At 72.2% G+C, this 17,424-nt stretch carries 8 protein-coding genes and 1 pseudogene; all 9 read right to left on the bottom strand.

The features are described from left to right. Positions 1-535 precede the first annotated feature (535 nt). Positions 536-2,020 (bottom strand): glutamate synthase subunit beta, encoded by a 1,485-nt coding sequence (locus JX283_RS05015; protein WP_204829603.1) that lies wholly within the window; start codon positions 2,018-2,020, stop codon positions 536-538. 3 nt (positions 2,021-2,023) lie between these two features. Further along, a pseudogene (gene gltB, locus JX283_RS05010) lies at positions 2,024-6,658 on the bottom strand (glutamate synthase large subunit). Between the two features lie 264 nt (positions 6,659-6,922). Next, on the bottom strand, positions 6,923-7,267 hold the full coding sequence (locus JX283_RS05005) for a hydrogenase maturation nickel metallochaperone HypA (protein ID WP_135978742.1): 345 nt from the start codon (positions 7,265-7,267) through the stop codon (positions 6,923-6,925). A 5-nt stretch (positions 7,268-7,272) separates the two neighbouring features. Further along, positions 7,273-10,116 (bottom strand): FAD-dependent oxidoreductase, encoded by a 2,844-nt coding sequence (locus JX283_RS05000; RefSeq protein ID WP_239652471.1) that lies wholly within the window; start codon positions 10,114-10,116, stop codon positions 7,273-7,275. Next, complete coding sequence (hypB, locus tag JX283_RS04995) at positions 10,109-10,837, bottom strand: hydrogenase nickel incorporation protein HypB (RefSeq protein ID WP_204829602.1); 729 nt, start codon at positions 10,835-10,837, stop codon at positions 10,109-10,111. The genes JX283_RS05000 and hypB overlap by 8 nt, the downstream gene beginning before the upstream one ends. 104 nt (positions 10,838-10,941) lie before the next feature. Further along, the gene (locus JX283_RS04990) at positions 10,942-11,247 is read right to left on the bottom strand and encodes a SemiSWEET family transporter (RefSeq protein WP_204407136.1); all 306 of its coding nucleotides are present in this window, start codon (positions 11,245-11,247) and stop codon (positions 10,942-10,944) included. A gap of 135 nt (positions 11,248-11,382) precedes the next feature. Beyond that, positions 11,383-13,518: an NAD-dependent DNA ligase LigA gene (ligA, locus tag JX283_RS04985; protein ID WP_204829601.1), complete on the bottom strand. Its 2,136-nt coding sequence runs from the start codon at positions 13,516-13,518 to the stop codon at positions 11,383-11,385. 88 nt (positions 13,519-13,606) lie between these two features. Then, positions 13,607-15,895, bottom strand: coding sequence for a cation-translocating P-type ATPase (locus JX283_RS04980; protein WP_204829600.1), 2,289 nt, complete (start codon positions 15,893-15,895; stop codon positions 13,607-13,609). A 290-nt stretch (positions 15,896-16,185) separates the two neighbouring features. After that, positions 16,186-17,424 (bottom strand): S1C family serine protease (locus tag JX283_RS04975; RefSeq protein ID WP_204829599.1); only part of this gene is annotated, 1,239 nt, incomplete at its 5' end.

Raw genomic sequence — 17,424 nt, 5'->3', positions numbered from 1 at the left:
GGGTGGGGGCCTTCGGGGCGGCGGCATCGTCGCCCTCGCCGTCGCCGTCGACGGCCTCGTCGTCCGGGACAGCCTCCTCGGGGGCGGCGTCGGGAGCGGCGTCCTGGGGCTCGTCGTCGCCGACGGGCTCCACCACTGCCGCAGAGTCACCCCCTCCCGTCATCTCCTCGGCGATTGCCTGCAGGCTTGCGCTGGGAACCAGCATCTGCAAGACGAGCAGGAGNGAGAGCACTAATGCAAATGTGCGTTTTCTTGGGGTGGATGCATTCATCTCGGAACCTCCGTTGGCCGCGGCACGTCCCGTGCCGCAGGCGACGACCTCTACAGAGCAGTCCTGGCTCTGCTCTGAAAAATAGATACTTTCAAGNGACACTCAGTTTTCAGTCGGNAAGCGGAGGCGAACACCTAGGCAACCTGGTGCTTTTTACCGATTTCACCTATGTCTATTTATGAATTTAGAGATATCTATGGACACGGGAGGAACAAAAAAGGGCCCCCTCACGAACCGATCGTGAGGGGGCCCTTGCCGACAGGGTCAGGAGAGGCGGGACGCCACCTCCCGTGCGCAGGCCAGGCCGTCGGCCATGGCGCTCACCACGAGGGAGGCGCCGGAGCGGCAGTCGCCCGCCACGAAGACCGGCACGGCGCAACCGGACACGGCCCCGTGGCCTCCCTCCCCCACCAGCGGCAGCGGGCGGTCGTCGCACGTCTCCACGGAGAAGGCCTCGAGGACCGCCGGCACCGGGCCGGTGAAGCCCATGGCGATGAGCACGAGCTGGGCCGGGACCTCCTCCTCGGAGCCCTCGACGGGCACGGGGGTCCCGCCCGACCAGTCCAGGTGCCGGAAGCGCAGCGCGGACACCGAGCCGTCGCCGCCGTCCACGAGGGCCTGGGCGTCGGCCCCCCAGGTGCGGGGGTCGACGCCCTCCACGGCCTCGGCCTCCACCTGGCCGTAGTCCACCTTGAGCTCCTGGGGCCACTCGGGCCACGGGTTGGAGGCCGGGCGCGTCTCGGGCGGGCGCGCCATGAACTCCAGCTGCCGGACCGAGCGGGCGCCTTGGCGCAGGGCCGTGGCCACGCAGTCGGTGCCGGTGTCGCCGCCGCCGACGACCACGACGTCGAGCCCCGCGGCCGAGATCTCCGGAGCGACGGCCGCGGGGTCGCCGTCGGCCGCCTCGACGGCCCCGGTGCTTGCCGTGAGGTAGTCCACCGCCATGACCACGCCGTCGAGGTCCGACCCCGGCACCGCGAGGCGGCGGGCGGCCCCGGCGCCGCAGGCCAGCACCACGGCGTCGCAGGACGAGACGATCCCGTCGGCCACGGCCGGGTCGGAGGCGTCGGAGCCCGTCTCAAACGCCACGCCCTGGCCCGCGAGCCACTCCACGCGGCGGCGCACCACGGCCTTGTCCAGCTTCATGGTCGGGATGCCGTACATGAGGAGGCCGCCGGGGGCGTCCGAGCGCTCGTGCACGGTGACGTCGGCGCCCAGGCGGCGGAGCTCCCAGGCGGCGGCGAGGCCGGCGNGGCCGGAGCCCACCACGGCCACCGAGCGCCCGGCGAGGGGCCGGGGGCGCCCGGGGTCGAACGCGGTCGGGCCGCCGTCGGCCCACTCGTGGTCGGAGATGGCGAGCTCGTCGTCCTTGATGGCGGTGGCCCCGCGNTCGCGGCCCAGGTTGCAGGCCGCCTCGCAGAGGGCCGGGCACACGCGGCCCGTGAACTCGGGCATCGGGTTGGTGACGCGCATGCGGGCCGCCGCCTCGCCCCAGAGCCCGCGCCATACGAGGTCGTTCCACTCGGGGATGAGGTTGTGGAGCGGGCAGCCGCTCACGCGGGCGCGTCCGAAGGGGCGCCCAGTCTGGCAGAACGCCACGCCGCAGTCCATGCAGCGGCTCGCCTGGAGGCGCTGGCGCTCGTCCGNCAGTGGCACGGCGATGGGGCGGTAGTCGCCCAGGCGCTCCTCGACGGGGCGCTCGCCGTGGGTGCAACGGTCTATCTCGANAAAGCCNCCGACCTTGCCCATGGCCTACCTCCCCATCCTCATGGCGTCGAACGCCTGCTGCTCGGCCTCGGCCCTGGTGGCGCCCGCCGCAATCGCGGAGTCCACCAGGGCGGTCACCCGCGCGTACTCGCGCGGCAGCACCNTCCTGAACCTCCCGGACACCGGGCCGAAGCGGTAGAGCAGCTTGATGCCCAAGGGGCTGCCGGTGCGCTCCACGTGCTCCTCGATGAGGGCGCGCACCCGCTCGAGGTCGTCCCCGTCGCAGGGCAGCACGTCCACGAGGCCCTTGTTCACCCGCGACTCCAGAGTGCCCAGCTCGTCGTAGACGTAGGCNACGCNGCCGCTCATGCCGGCGGCGAAGTTGGGGCCCACCTCGCCCAGGATGAGGGCCACGCCGCCGGTCANGTACTCGCAGCCGCAGGTGCCCACCCCCTCGGCCACCACCGTGGCGCCGGAGTTGCGCACGGCGAAGCGCTGGCCGGCAAGGCCGTTCACAAAGCCGCGACCGCCCGTGGCGCCGTAGAAGGCCACGTTGCCGATAGCGGTGTTCTCGTTGAACTTGTACGCGGCCCNCTCGCCCGGGTGCACCGAGACGATGCCGCCGGAGAGGCCCTTGCCCACGTAGTCGTTGGCGTCGCCCGAGATGTCGAGGGAGATGCCCGCCGGCAGGAACGCGCCGAACGACTGGCCGCCGGAGCCCTGGCACCGGATGCGGACGGTGTCGTCGGGCAGCCCCTCGGGGTGCCGCGCCGTCACCGCGGCGCCGAGCATGGTGCCCACGCAGCGGTTGACGTTGGCGAGGTCGGCCGTGAACTCGATGGGCGTCAGGTGCTCGCGGGCGTCGGCCGTGTAGGGGATGAAGAGCGTGGCGTCGAGGGTCCGCTCGAGGGCCATGTCGAAGCGCATCTCCTCGAGGAACCGCGTGCCCGAGGCGCCGGGGACCGAGGTGCCGTAGAGGTTGGTGCCCACGGCGAGGACGGCCGAGAGGTCCAGGGTGCGGGCCTTCCACGGGCCCTCCCCCGCCTTCTGGCGCAGGCGCTCCGGGTGCCCCACCATCTCGTCGACCGTGCGGAAACCCAGGGCCGCCATCTCGCGGCGGAGGTCCTCGGCCATGAAGGTCATGAAGTTGACCACGTCGTCGGGGGTGGCCTTGAACTGCCTGCGCAGGCAGGCGTTCTGGGTGGCGATGCCGGCCGGGCAGGNGTCCTGCTNGNAGTCGCGCTGCATGAGGCAGCCCATGGCCACGAGNGGCATGGTGGCGAAGCCGAACTCCTCGGCGCCGAGGAGGGCCGCCACGGCCACGTCGCGGCCGCTCATGAGCTTGCCGTCGGCCTCCATGACCACGCGGGAGCGCAGGCCGTTCCGGAGCAGCGTCTGCTGNGCCTCGGCGAGGCCCAGCTCCAGGGGCAGGCCNGCGTGGTAGATGGAGTCCCGCGGGGCGGCGCCGGTGCCGCCGTTGGAGCCGGAGATGAGGATCTTGTCGGCGCCGCCCTTGGCCACGCCGGTGGCGATGGTACCCACGCCGGCCTCGGCCACGAGCTTCACCGACACGCGGGCGCCGGGGCTGGCGTTCTTGAGGTCGAAGATGAGCTCGGCGAGGTCCTCGATGGAGTAGATGTCGTGGTGCGGCGGCGGGCTGATGAGGCCCACGCCCGGGGTGGAGCGGCGCACCTCGGCGATCCAGGGGTAGACCTTGGCCCCGGGCAGGTGGCCGCCCTCGCCGGGCTTGGCGCCCTGGGCCATCTTGATCTGGATCTCGGTGGCGCTGCCGAGGTAGCGGCTCGTGACGCCGAAGCGCCCCGAGGCCACCTGCTTGATGGCGCTCCTGGCGGAGTCGCCGGGCCGCCATCCGGCGGTGGAGCCGGGGGCCAGCGGCGCCTCGCGGGCCGGGTCCTCGCCGCCCTCGCCGGTGTTGGAGCGGCCGCCCAGCCGGTTCATGGCCACGGCCAGGCACTCGTGGGCCTCCTTGGAGATGGAGCCGTAGCTCATGGCGCCGGTGTTGAAGCGGCGGACGATGGAGGAGGCGGGCTCCACCTCGTCGAGGGGCACGGGGCCGGAGGGCAGCGGCACGCACTCGAGGAGGTCGCGCAGCATCATGGGGCGGCCGGGGCGGTGCACATGGGCCACGTAGGCGTCCCAGAGGTCGGCGTCGTTCTCGCGGCAGGCGCGCTGCAGGAGGTAGATGGCCTCGGGGTCGATGAGGTGCTCCTCGCCCTCCCACACGCCGTTGTCGGGGCGCCACTTGGTGGCGCCGGAGCTGGGCAGCTGGTCGGGGGCCGGCGAGAGGGCCAGGGCGTCGGCCTCGGCGCGGCGCTCCACGAGCTTGCGCTGGATGTCCGCGAAGCCCAGGCCGCCCACGCGCGACGGCACGCCGGAGAAGCAGCGGTCCACGACCTCGCCGGCGAGGCCCACNGCCTCGAAGATCCGGGCGGCGTGGTAGCCCTGCATGGTGGAGATGCCCATCTTGGACATGATGGAGACGATGCCCGAGGTGACGGCGCGGTCGTAGTTGGCCAGGGCCTCGGCGAGGCCCACGGTGACGGCGCCGGTGGCGACGGCGCAGGCCAAGGCGTCGTGGGCGCCGCGGGGGTGCACGCCGGACGCCGAGAAGCCCACGAGGGCGGCGAAGTCGTGGGCGCAGACGGCGTCGCCGGTGTCCACGACGATGTCGGCCTCCATGCGCAGGCCGCGGGCCATGAGGCGGTCGTGGACGGCGCCGAGGGAAAGCAGCGNCGGCACGGGGACCAGCGCGGGGTCGCAGTCGTCGGTGAGCACCACGACGTTGGTGCCGGCCGCCACGGCCCGCTCCACCTCGTCGCAGAGGGCGTCCANGGAGGCCTCGAGGGCGTCAGGGCCCGCGGCGGGGTCGAAGGCGCNCACGAAGGNGCGGNCGNGGAAGCCGGTGCGGTCGAGGGCGGCGACGCGGCGGAAGGCGTCGTCGGACAGGATGGGGCCGTCGAGGGCCACGAGGCGGCAGTTGTCGCGGGCGTCCTCGAGGATGTTACCGTGGTTGCCGAGGTAGAGCACGCTGCTCGTGACCATGGACTCGCGCAGGGCGTCGATGGGCGGGTTGGTCACCTGGGCGAACAGTTGGTAGAAGTAGTCGAAGAACGGCCGGGGCCTCGCCGAGAGGCAGGCGAGCGGCGTGTCGAAGCCCATGGAGGCCAGGGGCACGGCGCCCTTCTCGGCCATGGGGCGCAGCACCTCGGCGACGTCGTCCCACGAGTGGCCGAGGGCCGCCATGGACCAGGCGAAGGGGCGCCCGCCGAAGGGCTCGCGGCCCGGGTCGCCCGGGTCGTCGAGGTCCCCCACGGCGAGGGTCTCCTCGGCGATCCAGTCGGCGAAGGGCTTGGCGCTGGCGAGGTCGCGACGGAGCTCNTCGNTCCNNNCGATGCGGCCCTCGGCCGNGTCCACCTCGAGCATCTCGCCGGGGCCGAGGGAGCCGGCCACGAGGATGTCGGCCGGGTCCACGTCCAGGGTGCCCACCTCGCTGGAGAGCAGCAGGCGGTCGTCGTGGGTCACGTAGTAGCGGGCCGGGCGCAGGCCGTTGCGGTCGAGGGACGCGCCGAGGGTGCGGCCGTCGGTGTAGGCGACGGCGGCCGGGCCGTCCCAGGGCTCCATGNGCATGGACTGGTAGCGGTCGAAGGCACGGCGCTCGCGGTCGAGGTGGTCGTTGCGGTCCCAGGGCTCGGGCATGAGCAGGGAGGCCGCGCGACTCATGGAGCGGCCGTTCATGACGAGGAACTCGAGCACGTTGTCGAGGATGGCGGAGTCGGAGCCCTCGCGGTCGATGACCGGCAGGACCTTCTCGAGGTCGGGGCCCATCACCGGCGAGTAGAGCCCGGGCTCGCGGGCGCGCAGGGCGCAGACGTTACCCTTGAGGGTGTTGATCTCGCCGTTGTGGATGATGTAGCGGTTGGGGTGCGCGCGCTCCCAGCTGGGCGTGGTGTTGGTGGAGTAGCGGGAGTGCACGAGNCAGAGGNCGCTCTCCACGGCGGCGTCGTTGAGGTCGAGGAAGAAGCGGCGCATCTGGGTGGCGAGCAGCATGCCCTTGTAGACCACCGTGCGCGCGCTCATGGAGCACACGTAGANGATGGGGCCGTCGAGGGCGCTCGAGGCCTCGGCCGCCTTCTCGACGGTGCGGCGGCACACGTAGAGGGCGCGCTCGAAGTCGTCGCCGGCGGCCACGGCGTCCGGGCGGCCGATGAAGGCCTGCCAGATGGAGGGCATGGTGTCGCGGGCGGCCTCGCCAAGGTCGTGGGGGTCCACGGGGACCTCGCGCCAGAACAGCAGCGGCAGGCCGGCGGCGGCGCAGCCGTCCTCGAAGGTGCGGCGGGCGGCGGTCACGCCGAACTCGTCCTGGGGCAGGAAGAGCATGGCCACGCCGTAGTCGCCCTCGTCGGGGAGCAGGCACCCCTCCTTCTGGGCCTCCTTGCGGAAGAACCGGTGGGGCACCTGCAAAAGGATGCCGGCGCCGTCGCCGGTGGTGCGCTCGAGGCCCACGCCGCCGCGGTGCTCGAGGTTGACGAGGACCGACAGGGCGTCGTCGACCATCTGGTGGCTGCGCCTGCCCTTGATGTGGGCGAGGGCGCCGATGCCGCAGGCGTCGTGCTCGAACTCGGGGCGCCAGAGGGTGGGGCCGGGTTGCGGTTGGGTCATGCTCACTCCCTAGGGGCCGGGGACTTGTCCGGGTCTCTCGTACCCTACGGCGGCAGTGTGTGGCCCCTGTTTCGTGCCCCCAGGGCTTACGAGATGGAAAAGGGGGCGTAACAGAGCGGCGGCGGTCAGGCGCCGGGGCCCCTTCCGGCGCGGTTCTCCGTCGGAAGGGGCCCGGACGGCGGCCCGTCATTTCAACGATGAAATATAAGAAGTGACAGATGGGCCAGGCGCCCCTGTCACATCCGCCGCGTCGCGGGGCAGGGCCTAGACGACGGCTATCTCGCGGATCACCACGCCCGATCCCTGCTCCAGGTGGGTGTGCGGGCTGCCGCAGGCGGGGCACGTGCGGCCGTGGGCCACCGTGCCGTAGCGGGTGCCGCAGTCCTCGCAGAGCGTCACGGCGGACTCCTCCTCCATGACGAGCTCGCAGTCGCGGAGCAGGTCCTCGCGGTCGGCGCACCAGCGCCAGGCGTCCTGGAGGAGCCGCGGCACCACCCCAGAGACCTCCCCGAGCTCCACGGTGACCGAGGCCACGGACGTCGCCCCGTTGGCCAGGGCGACGTCCCTCACCTCGTCGGCGATGTAGAACACGATGCCCAGCTCGTGCACCGCGCCTACACCTCCCGCCTGATCTTGCGGACGGCGATCTTCGCCGCGCGCTTGAGGGCGTAGGGGCCGATGGCCTTGAGCTTGTCCTCGGAGCGCACCATGGTGCTGGCCTCGGGGTGGTCGCGCACCAGGTGGATGGCGTCGAACTCGCAGCGGGTGGTGCAGAGGCCGCAGCCGATGCACTGGTTGGGGTCCACCCAGCTCGCGCCGCAGGACAGGCAGCGCGCGGTCTCGGTGCGCACCTGCTCCTCGGTGAGCGTCCCCGCGTACTCGCGGAAGGGCTCGGCCTTCTCCTTGGCCCTGTCGGTCGCGGGGCGCTGGCGCGAGGAGGTGTCGTAGCTGGGCAGCACGGCGTCGTCCTTGTCCAGCTCCACATAGAACCGGGGGTTGCGGCCCACGGTGAGGCTGGAGCCGGGGTGCACGTAGCGGTGGATGGAGACGGCCGCCTCGTGGCCCTGGGCGATGGCGTCGATGGCGAAGCGCGGGCCGGTGACCACGTCGCCGCCGCAGAAGACGTCGGGCTCGGCCGTCTGGTAGGTCACGGGGTCCACCACCGGCGAGCCGCCGCGGCCGAGCTCCACGGCACTGCCCTCGAGGAGCGCACCCCACTCCACGGCCTGGCCGATGGAGAAGACGAGGGTGTCGCAGGGGACCTCCTCGGTGTCGGCCTCGTCGTAGACCGGCGAGAAGCGCCCCTCGTCGTCGAATACCCTCACGCAGCGCTTGAACACCACGGATGAGACGGAGCCGTCGTCGCCCACGCGCACCTCGGCCGGGCCCCAGCCACACGTGACGGTGACACCGTCCTCGGCGGCCTCCTCGAGCTCCTCGTCGCTGGCGGGCATCTCGCCCCGCTGCTCCAGGCTGCGCATCTCCACGGAGGAGGCGCCGGCCCGGGCGGCCGTGCGGGCCACGTCCACGGCCACGTTGNCGCCGCCCACGACGACCGTGNGGCCGAGGGAGGCGCCGTCNAGGGCGCCCTCGGCGGCCCGGTGCAGGAAGTCCACGGCGGAGGAGACGCGCCCGGCATCCTNGCCGGGGATGCCGGCNGAGCGGGAGCCCTGGCAGCCGATGGCGAGGTAGAAGGCGTCGTAGCCCTGCTCGCGGAGCTCGTCGAGGGTCACGTCGGAGCCCACGTCGACGCCGAGCCTGAACTCCACACCCATCTGCGCCATGACGTCGATCTCGGCGTCGATGACGTCCTGCTCGAGCTTGAAAGACGGGATGCCGTAGGAGAGCATGCCGCCGGGCCGCGGGTTGCGGTCGAAGACCGTGGGGGCGTAGCCCTTCTCGGCCAGGTAGTAGGCGCACGAGAGGCCGGCCGGCCCGGCGCCCACGATGGCGACCTTCTGGGGGAAGCCCCCGCGGTTGGACGGGGTCACCGCCGGCGGCACGTAGCGGGTGGCCGGGTCGAGGTCGGCGGCGGCCACGAACTTCTTGACCTCGTCGATGGCCACGGCGGCGTCCACGCGCCCGCGGGTGCAGGCGTCCTCGCAGCGNCGGTTNCAGATGCGGNCGCACACGGCGGGCAGCGGGTTCTCGCGCTTGATGAGGGCGAGGGCGTCGCGGTAGCGGCCCTGGGCGGCCAGCTTGAGGTAGCCCTGGACGGCCACGTGGGCCGGGCAGGCGGTCTTGCAGGGGGCCGNGCCGGANTCGTAGGTCNCGCGACGGTTGTCGTCGCGGTAGTTGGGGCTCCAGCGCTCGGGGCCCCAGGGCGTGGCGTCGGGCAGCTCGCGCACGGGGTACTCGGGCACCTTGCCGCCGGCCTTGGCGGAGCAGAGCTTCTGGCCGAGGGACACCGCACCGGCGGGGCACACCTCGACGCAGCGGCCACAAGCCACGCAGGCCTCGCGGTCNACCTCGGCGGTGTAGGCCGAGCGGCTCATGTTGGGCGTGTTGAACAGCTGGCTCGTGCGCAGGGCGTTGCAGATGTTCACGTTGCAGTTGCAGATGGCGAAGATCTTGTGCTCGCCGTCGATGTTGGTGACCTGGTGCACGAAGCCGTTCTCCTCGGCGTGGGCCAGGATGGCGAGCACCTCGTCGCGGTCGATGTAGTGGCCGCGCTGGGTGTCCACGAGGTAGTCGGCCATGTCGCCCACGCCGATGCACCAGTCCTCGGGGTCGTCGGCCGAGCCCTCCCCCAGCTTCTCACGGCTCATGCGGCAGCTGCAGGGGCTGGCGGCGTACTTGCCGTCGTACTTGTCGAGCCAGTGGGTGATGTGCTCCACCGAGGCCGACTCGTTCTCCATGGGGATGGCCCGCTCCACGGGGATCACGTGCATGCCGATGCCGGCACCGCCCGGGGGCACCATGGCGGTGACGCGCTCCAGGGGGAGCTGGGTCATGCGCTCGAACATCTTGGCCACCTGGGGGTGCTCGTCGATCTGGGACTGGCGCATGTTGAAGAACTCCGCCGAGCCCGGCACGAAGGGCGGCAGCACGTAGCGCAGCTCGCCCTCGGGATTGCGGCCGTCCTCGTTCTCGCGGTTCCACTCGATGAGGCCCACGTAGCCCATGTCGAACAGGAGCGGCTCGAGCTCCGCGGGGTCCATGGAGCAGAGCTCGGCCAGCTGGGCGAGGGTCTTGGGCTTGCGCACCCCCATCTTGAGGGCCACCTCGGCCATGGGGTCGGTGATGCAGGCGGCCAGGCCGTAGTACTCGGGGTCCGCCGGGGTGACCTTGTGGCCGATGCGGTCGGAGACCATCTGGGCCAGCTCGAGGACCGGCTTGCGCACGGCCACAGAGGGGTCGGACGCCTCGGGGGGCACGTAGTCGCCCTCCACGGTGAGGCCGGCCTCCCGGAGCCGCTCGATGCGTTCGTCGGCGGCCATACGACGCTCGTTAGGCATGGGAGCCTCCCTTCCAGGCGGCCACGGCACCCTCGAGCCACGCCGTCCAGGCGTCGACGCCCTCGCCGGTCTTGGCCGACAGGCAGATGACGGGGGCCTCGGGGTTGCGCAGGCGCACGTTCTCGCGGAACCGCTCGATGTCGAAGTCGAAGAGCTCGCAGGTGTCGACCTTGTTGACCACCACGACGTCGACCACCTCGAACATCAGGGGGTACTTGAGGGGCTTGTCGTCGCCCTCGGGCACCGAGACCAGGGCCACCGAGGCCGAGGCACCGGTGTCGAACTCGGCGGGGCACACGAGGTTGCCCACGTTCTCGAGGACGGCGAGGTCGATGGGGGCGGCCCCCTGCTCGGCGGCGGCGGCATCGAGTTCCGTGAGGCCCTGGGAGGTCATGGCGGCGTCGAGGTGGCACATGCCGCCGGTGTGGAGCTGCACGGCCACCACGCCGGCGTCGGCCATGGTCACGGCGTCGACGTCGGAGTCGATGTCGGCCTCCATGACGCCCATGGACAGGCGGTCGCGCAGGCGCTCGGCCGTGCGGGTGAGGAGGGTGNTCTTCCCCGAGCCGGGGCTGCTCATGACGTTGAGCAGGAACGTCCCCCGCTCCCTGAGGTCGTCGCGCAGCCTGTCGGCCCTCTGCTCGTTGGCCGCGAAGACCGATTCCTTCACCTCGATGACGCGCACCGCGCGCCCGTCGGACGCCTTGGGCTCTTGGGCCATGGCATCTCTCCTCTCCATAGGGTTTTTGCCAAGTCTAGCAACTCGGCCGTTGACGGCCCCTATCAGACCGTCAACAAGACAAAAGACCCTGAAGAGGCAGCCGCCTAGTGGAGCGCGGTAAGGAAGGTGATGCAGCCGAGCACGATGCCGGGGACGTTGGCCACCACGATGGGCATGTCGCGGGGCTTCTCGAGCAGGCCGTAGGCGGTCCAGACCACGCAGTTGACCATGGCCACGAGGGGCTGCACCGGCGAGCCGTAGTTGCCGGCCAGGTTGTTGGCGATCTGCGGGATGTACGAGACGTACATGAGCACCGAGAGGACCGAGGCTATGCGGCCGAGGACCTTGACGATGCGGACGCGGTGCGCGTCGTCGACGGGGGCTGCGGTGCGGGTGTCGTTGTCTGCCATGGGCTTCCTCCTTGGGATCGCGGGTGGGTACCGAAGACCCGGGTACCCGCGAACCCGAGGAACCCCCGACGACATTCGGGGGACTCTACAGGGTTTTCACCGTCCGCCCCGGCCGACACGCACGGGGAGCGGCGGTCACGCGGGGTCGGCGGGCGCCGGGGGCTCACCCGTCTCGAGGACGCGCTCCAAGGCGGCCTGGTCGAGCACCGGCACGCCGAGCGACTCGGCCTTGGCGAGTTTGGAGCCAGCGGCCTCACCGGCCACAACGTAGCTCGTGCGCTTGGAGACGCTGCCCGACACCTTGGCGCCGAGGGCCTTGAGGGCGGCGCCGGCCTCGTCGCGCGTCATGCCCTGCAGGCTGCCCGTGAGCACGAAGGTGAGGCCTGCCAGGGTCTGGGGGCGCTCCGGGGCCGTGGGGGGTTCGTCGGCCATGGTGACGCCTGCCGCACCGAGGCGGGCGAGCACCTCGAGGTTCTCGGGGATGGAGAAGAACTCGGCCACGCTGGAGGCGACGACCGGGCCCACGCCGTCCACCTGGGCGAGCTCCTCCTCGGTGGCGGCGCGCAGCAGCTCGACGGAGGGGAAGGCGGTCGCGAGCGCGTCGGCCACCGAGGAGCCCACGTGCACGATGCCCAGGCCGAACAGCACCCGGGAGAGCGGGCGGGACTTGGAGGCCTCGATCTGGGCCACGAGCTTCTCGGCGGTGCGCCGGCCCGTGGGGATGGGGTCGCCCACGTCGTGGCCCTTGGCGCGCGTCCTGTAGGTGCGGCCCGTGGGCAGGGCGGCCACCTGCCCCACCGTGAGGGAGTAGATGTCCGCGACGTCGCGCAGGAGGCCGGCGTCCACGAGGCGGCCGATCATCTCGGGGCCCATGCCGTCGATGTCCATGGCCTTGCGCGACTGCCAGTGCTCGAGGCGCTCCAGGGACTGCGCGGGGCAGTCGATGGAGATGCAGCGGTAGGCCACCTCGCCCTCCTCGTGCACCACGGGGCTGCCGCAGGAGGGGCAGGTGGCGGGCATCTCGAAGGGCACGGAGTCGGCCGGGCGCTTGGAGAGGACCGGCCCCACGACGGCGGGGATGACGTCGCCGGCCTTGTGGACCACGATGGTGTCGCCCACGCGCACGTTGCGGCGGCGCACCTCGTCCATGNTGTGGAGCTTGGCCCGGGCGATGGTGGAGCCGGCCACGGTCACCGGGTCGAACTCTGCCACGGGGGTGAGGAAGCCCGTGCGGCCCACCTGCACGCGGATCTCGCGGAGGACCGTCTCCTTCTCCTCTGGCGGGAACTTGAACGCGATGGCCCAGCGCGGGGCACGGGAGGTGAAGCCGAGGGCCTGCTGCTGGGCGAAGGAGTCCACCTTCACCACCACGCCGTCGATGTCGTAGTCGAGGCCGTTGCGGTTGGCCAGGGCCTGGGCGCAGTACTCGTGCACGGCCGCCGCGCTCTCGCAGCGCTCGGCGTGGGGGTTGACGGAGAAGCCGCAGGAGCGGAGCCAGTCGAGGAACTGGGCCTGGGTGCTCACCTGCACCATGGCGGGGTCGGCCACGGCGTAGATGAACGTGGCGAGGTCGCGCGACGCCGTGACGCGGGGGTCCTTCTGGCGCAGCGACCCGGCGGCGGCGTTGCGCGGGTTGGCGAAGACGGGCTTGCCGGCGAGGTCGCGCTCCTCGTTGAGGCGGGCGAAGGCGCTCTTGGCCATGTAGACCTCGCCGCGCACCTCCACGGCCTCCCCGGCGCCGCCGTNGGGCAGCCCGGCGAGGCCGGCGTCGGCCAAGCGGGCGGGGACGTCGCCGATGGTGCGCACGTTGAGGGTGACGTCCTCGCCCACCGAGCCGTCGCCGCGGGTGGCGGCGCGCACGAACCGGCCGTCGCGGTAGGTGGCGGCCACGCCGAGGCCGTCGATCTTGAGCTCGCAGGTGTAGGCCACGGGTCTCTCCGGCGTGGCGCCCAGGGCCTCGTCGGTGCGGGCGAGCCANNGGTCGNGCNCCTCGATGGNNANGGCGTCGTCGATGGAGTACATGCGCTGGGCGTGGGCGACCGACGCGAACTGCGGGCTCACGTAGCCGCCCACCCGCTGGGTGTAGCTCTCGGGCACCACGAGCTCGGGGTGGCGCGCCTCGATGTCCTGGAGCTCACCGAGCAGGCGGTCGAACTCGGCGTCCGATATCTCGGGGTCGTCGAGGGCGTAGTAGCGATAGGCGTTGTAGTCGAGCTTGGCGCGCAGCGCCTGGGCGCGGTCGCGCGCCTCGTCGAGAGAGGGCTTGTCCATGGGGCCTCCGGAAGGGTAGGTGTCACCGCTCGGAGTCTACCCCAGGCCGCCGCCCCGCGCCGCCCGACAGCGCCGCCCCGCGGGCCCGTCAGCCGCGCCAGCGCTTCAGCAGCAGCGAGTTGGACACCACCGACACGCTCGAGAGCGCCATGGCCGCGCCGGAGACCTCCGGGGCGATGATGCCCAGGCACGCCAGCGGGATGAGCAGGCAGTTGTAGCCCAGGGCCCACGCGAAGTTCTGGCGGATCTTGCGCATCGTGGCGCGGGAGAGCGAGACGGCCCGGGCGACGTCGCGCACGTCGTCGTGCATGAGGACCACCTGGCCCACCTCGAGGGCAGCGTCGGAGCCGGCGCCCATGGCGATGCCGATGTCGGCCGTGGCGAGGGCCGGCGTGTCGTTGATGCCGTCGCCCACCATGCAGACCTTCTCGCCGGAGGCCCGGAGCCCCTCGACGACCTCGGCCTTGTCGCCGGGAAGCACCTCGGCGACCACGTTGTCCGGCCCGATGCCCACGAGGGAGGCCACGCCCTCGGCGGCGGCGCGGCCGTCGCCCGAAAGGAGCATGACCCGGAGGCCCAGGGCCTCCAGGGCGGCCACACCCTCGGCGGCCGTGGGCTTGGGCTCGTCGGCGGCGCGCACGCGGGCGACCACAGTGCCGCCGCGCACGAGGTACATGTCGGTGGCGCCCGGCGCCGAGCCCTCGGCCCACGCGGGGACGCCGGAGCCGGTGAGACGCGCCACGAGGCGCCCGTTGCCGAAGCCCACCTCGACCGGCGAGCCGTCCGGGCCCGCCACGGCGCCCACGACGCCGTGGCCCGGGACGGCCTCGAAGCCGTCCACCGCCACGGGGGCCGCCCCCTCCTCCTCGGCGGCCGCGAGCACGGCGCGGGCCAGCGGGTGCTCGCTCCCCCGCTCGAGGCCGGCCGCCAGGGCGAGGGCGTCGCCGCGGCCGGTGCCGTCGGCGCAGAGCACCTCGGTCACCTGCGGCGAGCCCTCGGTGAGGGTGCCCGTCTTGTCGAAGACCACGCACGTGAGCGACCCGGCCCCCTCCAGGGCCTGGCCGTCCTTGATGAGGATGCCCTCCTCGGCGCCCCGGCCCGTGCCCACCATGATGGCGGTGGGGGTGGCGAGGCCCAGGGCGCAGGGGCATGCCACGACGACCACGGCCACGCCGGCCATGAGGGCGCGCTCGAACCCGGCGGCGTCGAGCGTGCCTCCCACGGCCGCCACGACGAGCCACACGACGAAGGTCGCCAGGGCCACGGACAGCACGGCGGGCACGAAGACGGCGCTGATGCGGTCGGCCAGGCGCTGGATGGGCGGCTTGGAGCCCTGGGCGGCCTCCACGAGCCCCACGATGTGGGCCAGCACGGTGTCGGACCCGGCGGCCGTGACCTCGAACTCGAAGACGCCGGTGCCGTTGACGGTACCGCCNGTGACCTCGTCGCCGGCGGACTTCTCCTGGGAGAGGGGCTCGCCGGTGAGCATGGACTCGTCCACCGAGGAGTGGCCCGAGACCACGCGGCCGTCGGCCGGCACGCGCTCGCCGGGGCGCACGGCGCAGACGTCGCCCACCGCGAGCTCGCCCTGGGGCACCTCCACGAGGGAGTCGCCGCGGCGCACCCACGCCACGGCCGGCGTGAGGCTCATGAGCTCCTCCACAGCAGCGCCGGCGCGGCCCTTGGCCCGGTGCTCGAGCATCTTGCCGAGCATGACGAACGTGATGAGCATGGCGCTCGTCTCGAACGGGGCCATGACGCCCGACGTGGCCCGGGGGCCGAACGTGAGATACGTGGCGTAGGCGAAGGCCACGGTGGTGCCCACGGCCACGAGGGTGTCCATGTTGCCGGCCCGGGCCTTGAGGGCGCCCCAGGCCCCCTTGTAGTAGCGGGCGCCGCACACGAACTGCACTGGGATGCACAGCACGAAGCACGCCACGTTCATGAGCTCCATGGCCCGGCCGTGGCTCGCCTCGCCCCAGAGGGCCCCCGACGCCGCCATGGCCGCGGACATGCCCAGCGGCGTCATGGAGATGACCAGGATGACGACGGTGAGCACGAGCGNGACCACGAACATGGCGAGGTCTCGGCGCTCCGCGGCAGCCTCCTTGGCGCGGCGCCCCTCGTCGAAGGCGGCGCGGCTCTCGTCGGGGACCACCTCGGCCGAGAAGCCCAGGCCGTCGATGGTCTCGAGCACGGCGTCGAGGGNGACGGCGCCGGGGTTGTAGGTGACGGTGCCGCTGTTGGCGGCGAGGTTGACCGCCATGGACTCGACCCCGTCCATGCGGCCCACCGTCCTCTCGATGATCGAGGAGCAGCTTGCGCACGTCATCCCGTCGATGGCGAGACGGGCGGTGCGCTCGGTGGCGGTGCTCACGTCGGCCTCCTCCTTGACGCATTTCCCACCTTTTCACAGTAGTATAAACACATGAGCATATGCTCATGCAACCAAGACCGCGACGGCGTCACGCCTGCACCCGCCCCTCCCGCCCTCTCATCCAAACGCGCCCGATCGTATTCAGGCGACGGGCAAGCCGAGGCCCCGGGCCGCCGTGCCCCCTTCCCAGAACCGCTTTTGGGAAGGCGGCCATGGCAGCCGGACGGCAAAAGGCCCTGCGGGCCGGTGGGTCCGCAGGGCCTTGGTTGCCTCCGTCCGTCCGTGCCGGCTCAGCCGATGCCGAGGCCGCCGAGCAGGTCGCCGAGCGGGCCGGAGCCCCGGGCGTCGCCGTCCCGGGAGGAGCCGCCCTGGGAGGGGTCGCCCTCGTCCCAGGCCGACTGCCGGCGCTGGTCCTGGGCGGCGGACTGGCTCTGGGCGTCGCTTCCCATCTGGATGTCGACCGTGGACTCCTCGGAGCCGCGGTAGTAGGTGACGGTGACCTTGTCGCCCACGGCGTGGCTGCGCACGGCGAGGATGAGGCCGTCGGCGGAGGTGATGTCCTCGTCGCCGAGCTTGGTGATGATGTCGCCCTCCTGCAGGCCGGCCCGGGCCGCAGGGCCGCCCTCGGTCACGGACGCCACGTAGGCGCCCTGGTTGACGGCGAGGCGGTTGCGGACGGCGGCCTGGGGCGTGACGGTCTGCACGTTGGCGCCCAGGTAGGCGTGCTCCACCTGCCGCCCGGCGATGATGGCGTCGGCGACGTCCACCGCGTAGTTGACCGGGATGGCGAAGCCCACGCCGGAGCTGNAGCCAGAGGCGCTCTCGATGATGGAGTTGATGCCCACGAGCCTGCCCTCGGAGTCCACNAGGGNACCGCCGGAGTTGCCGGGGTTGATGGCGGTGTCGGTCTGGATGAGGTTGGTGTAGATGGTGTTGCCCGAGGAGCCCTCGAGGATGGTGGAGCGGTAGAGCGAGCTCACGATGCCCGAGGAGACCGACTGGTCGAGCCCGAAGGGGCTGCCGATCGCCATGACCCACTCGCCCACCACGAGCTTGGAGGAGTCTCCGCGCTCCATGGGCGTGACGGCGTCGCCGCCGAGGTCCACGTGCACCACGGNGAGGTCGCTGGACTCGTCGGAGCCCACCACGGTGCCCTCGTAGCTCTTGCCGCCGAGGTTGACGGTGATGGACTGGGCGCCGTCGACCACGTGGAAGTTGGTGAGGATGTTGCCGTCGGTGTCGTAGACCACGCCGGAGCCCACGCCCTCGCCCTCGCTGGAGCTCACGTTGATGGAGGCCACGGAGGGGAGGCACTTGGCGGCCACGACCTCGGCGGTAGTGGCGTCCTGGGGGGCGGCGGTGACGTTGACGGTGGGGCCGGCCGCGGAGTCGCTGGTGCCGGTGGAGGCGACCGTGCCGCCGATGCGGNCCGTCGCGGCGAGGAACACGAGGAAGGCGACGGTGCAGGCCAGGATGCCGCCGAGAAGGCCGGCCAGGAACGGGTGGCCCTGGCGGCGGGGCGCCGGGGC

This window comes from Olsenella sp. CU969 (genome assembly GCF_905219715.1).
Classification (GTDB): Bacteria; Actinomycetota; Coriobacteriia; order Coriobacteriales; family Atopobiaceae; genus Granulimonas; species Granulimonas faecalis.
The sequence above is the reverse complement of the archived record's forward strand: the minus strand, read 5'-3'. Positions and strand labels throughout refer to the sequence as shown.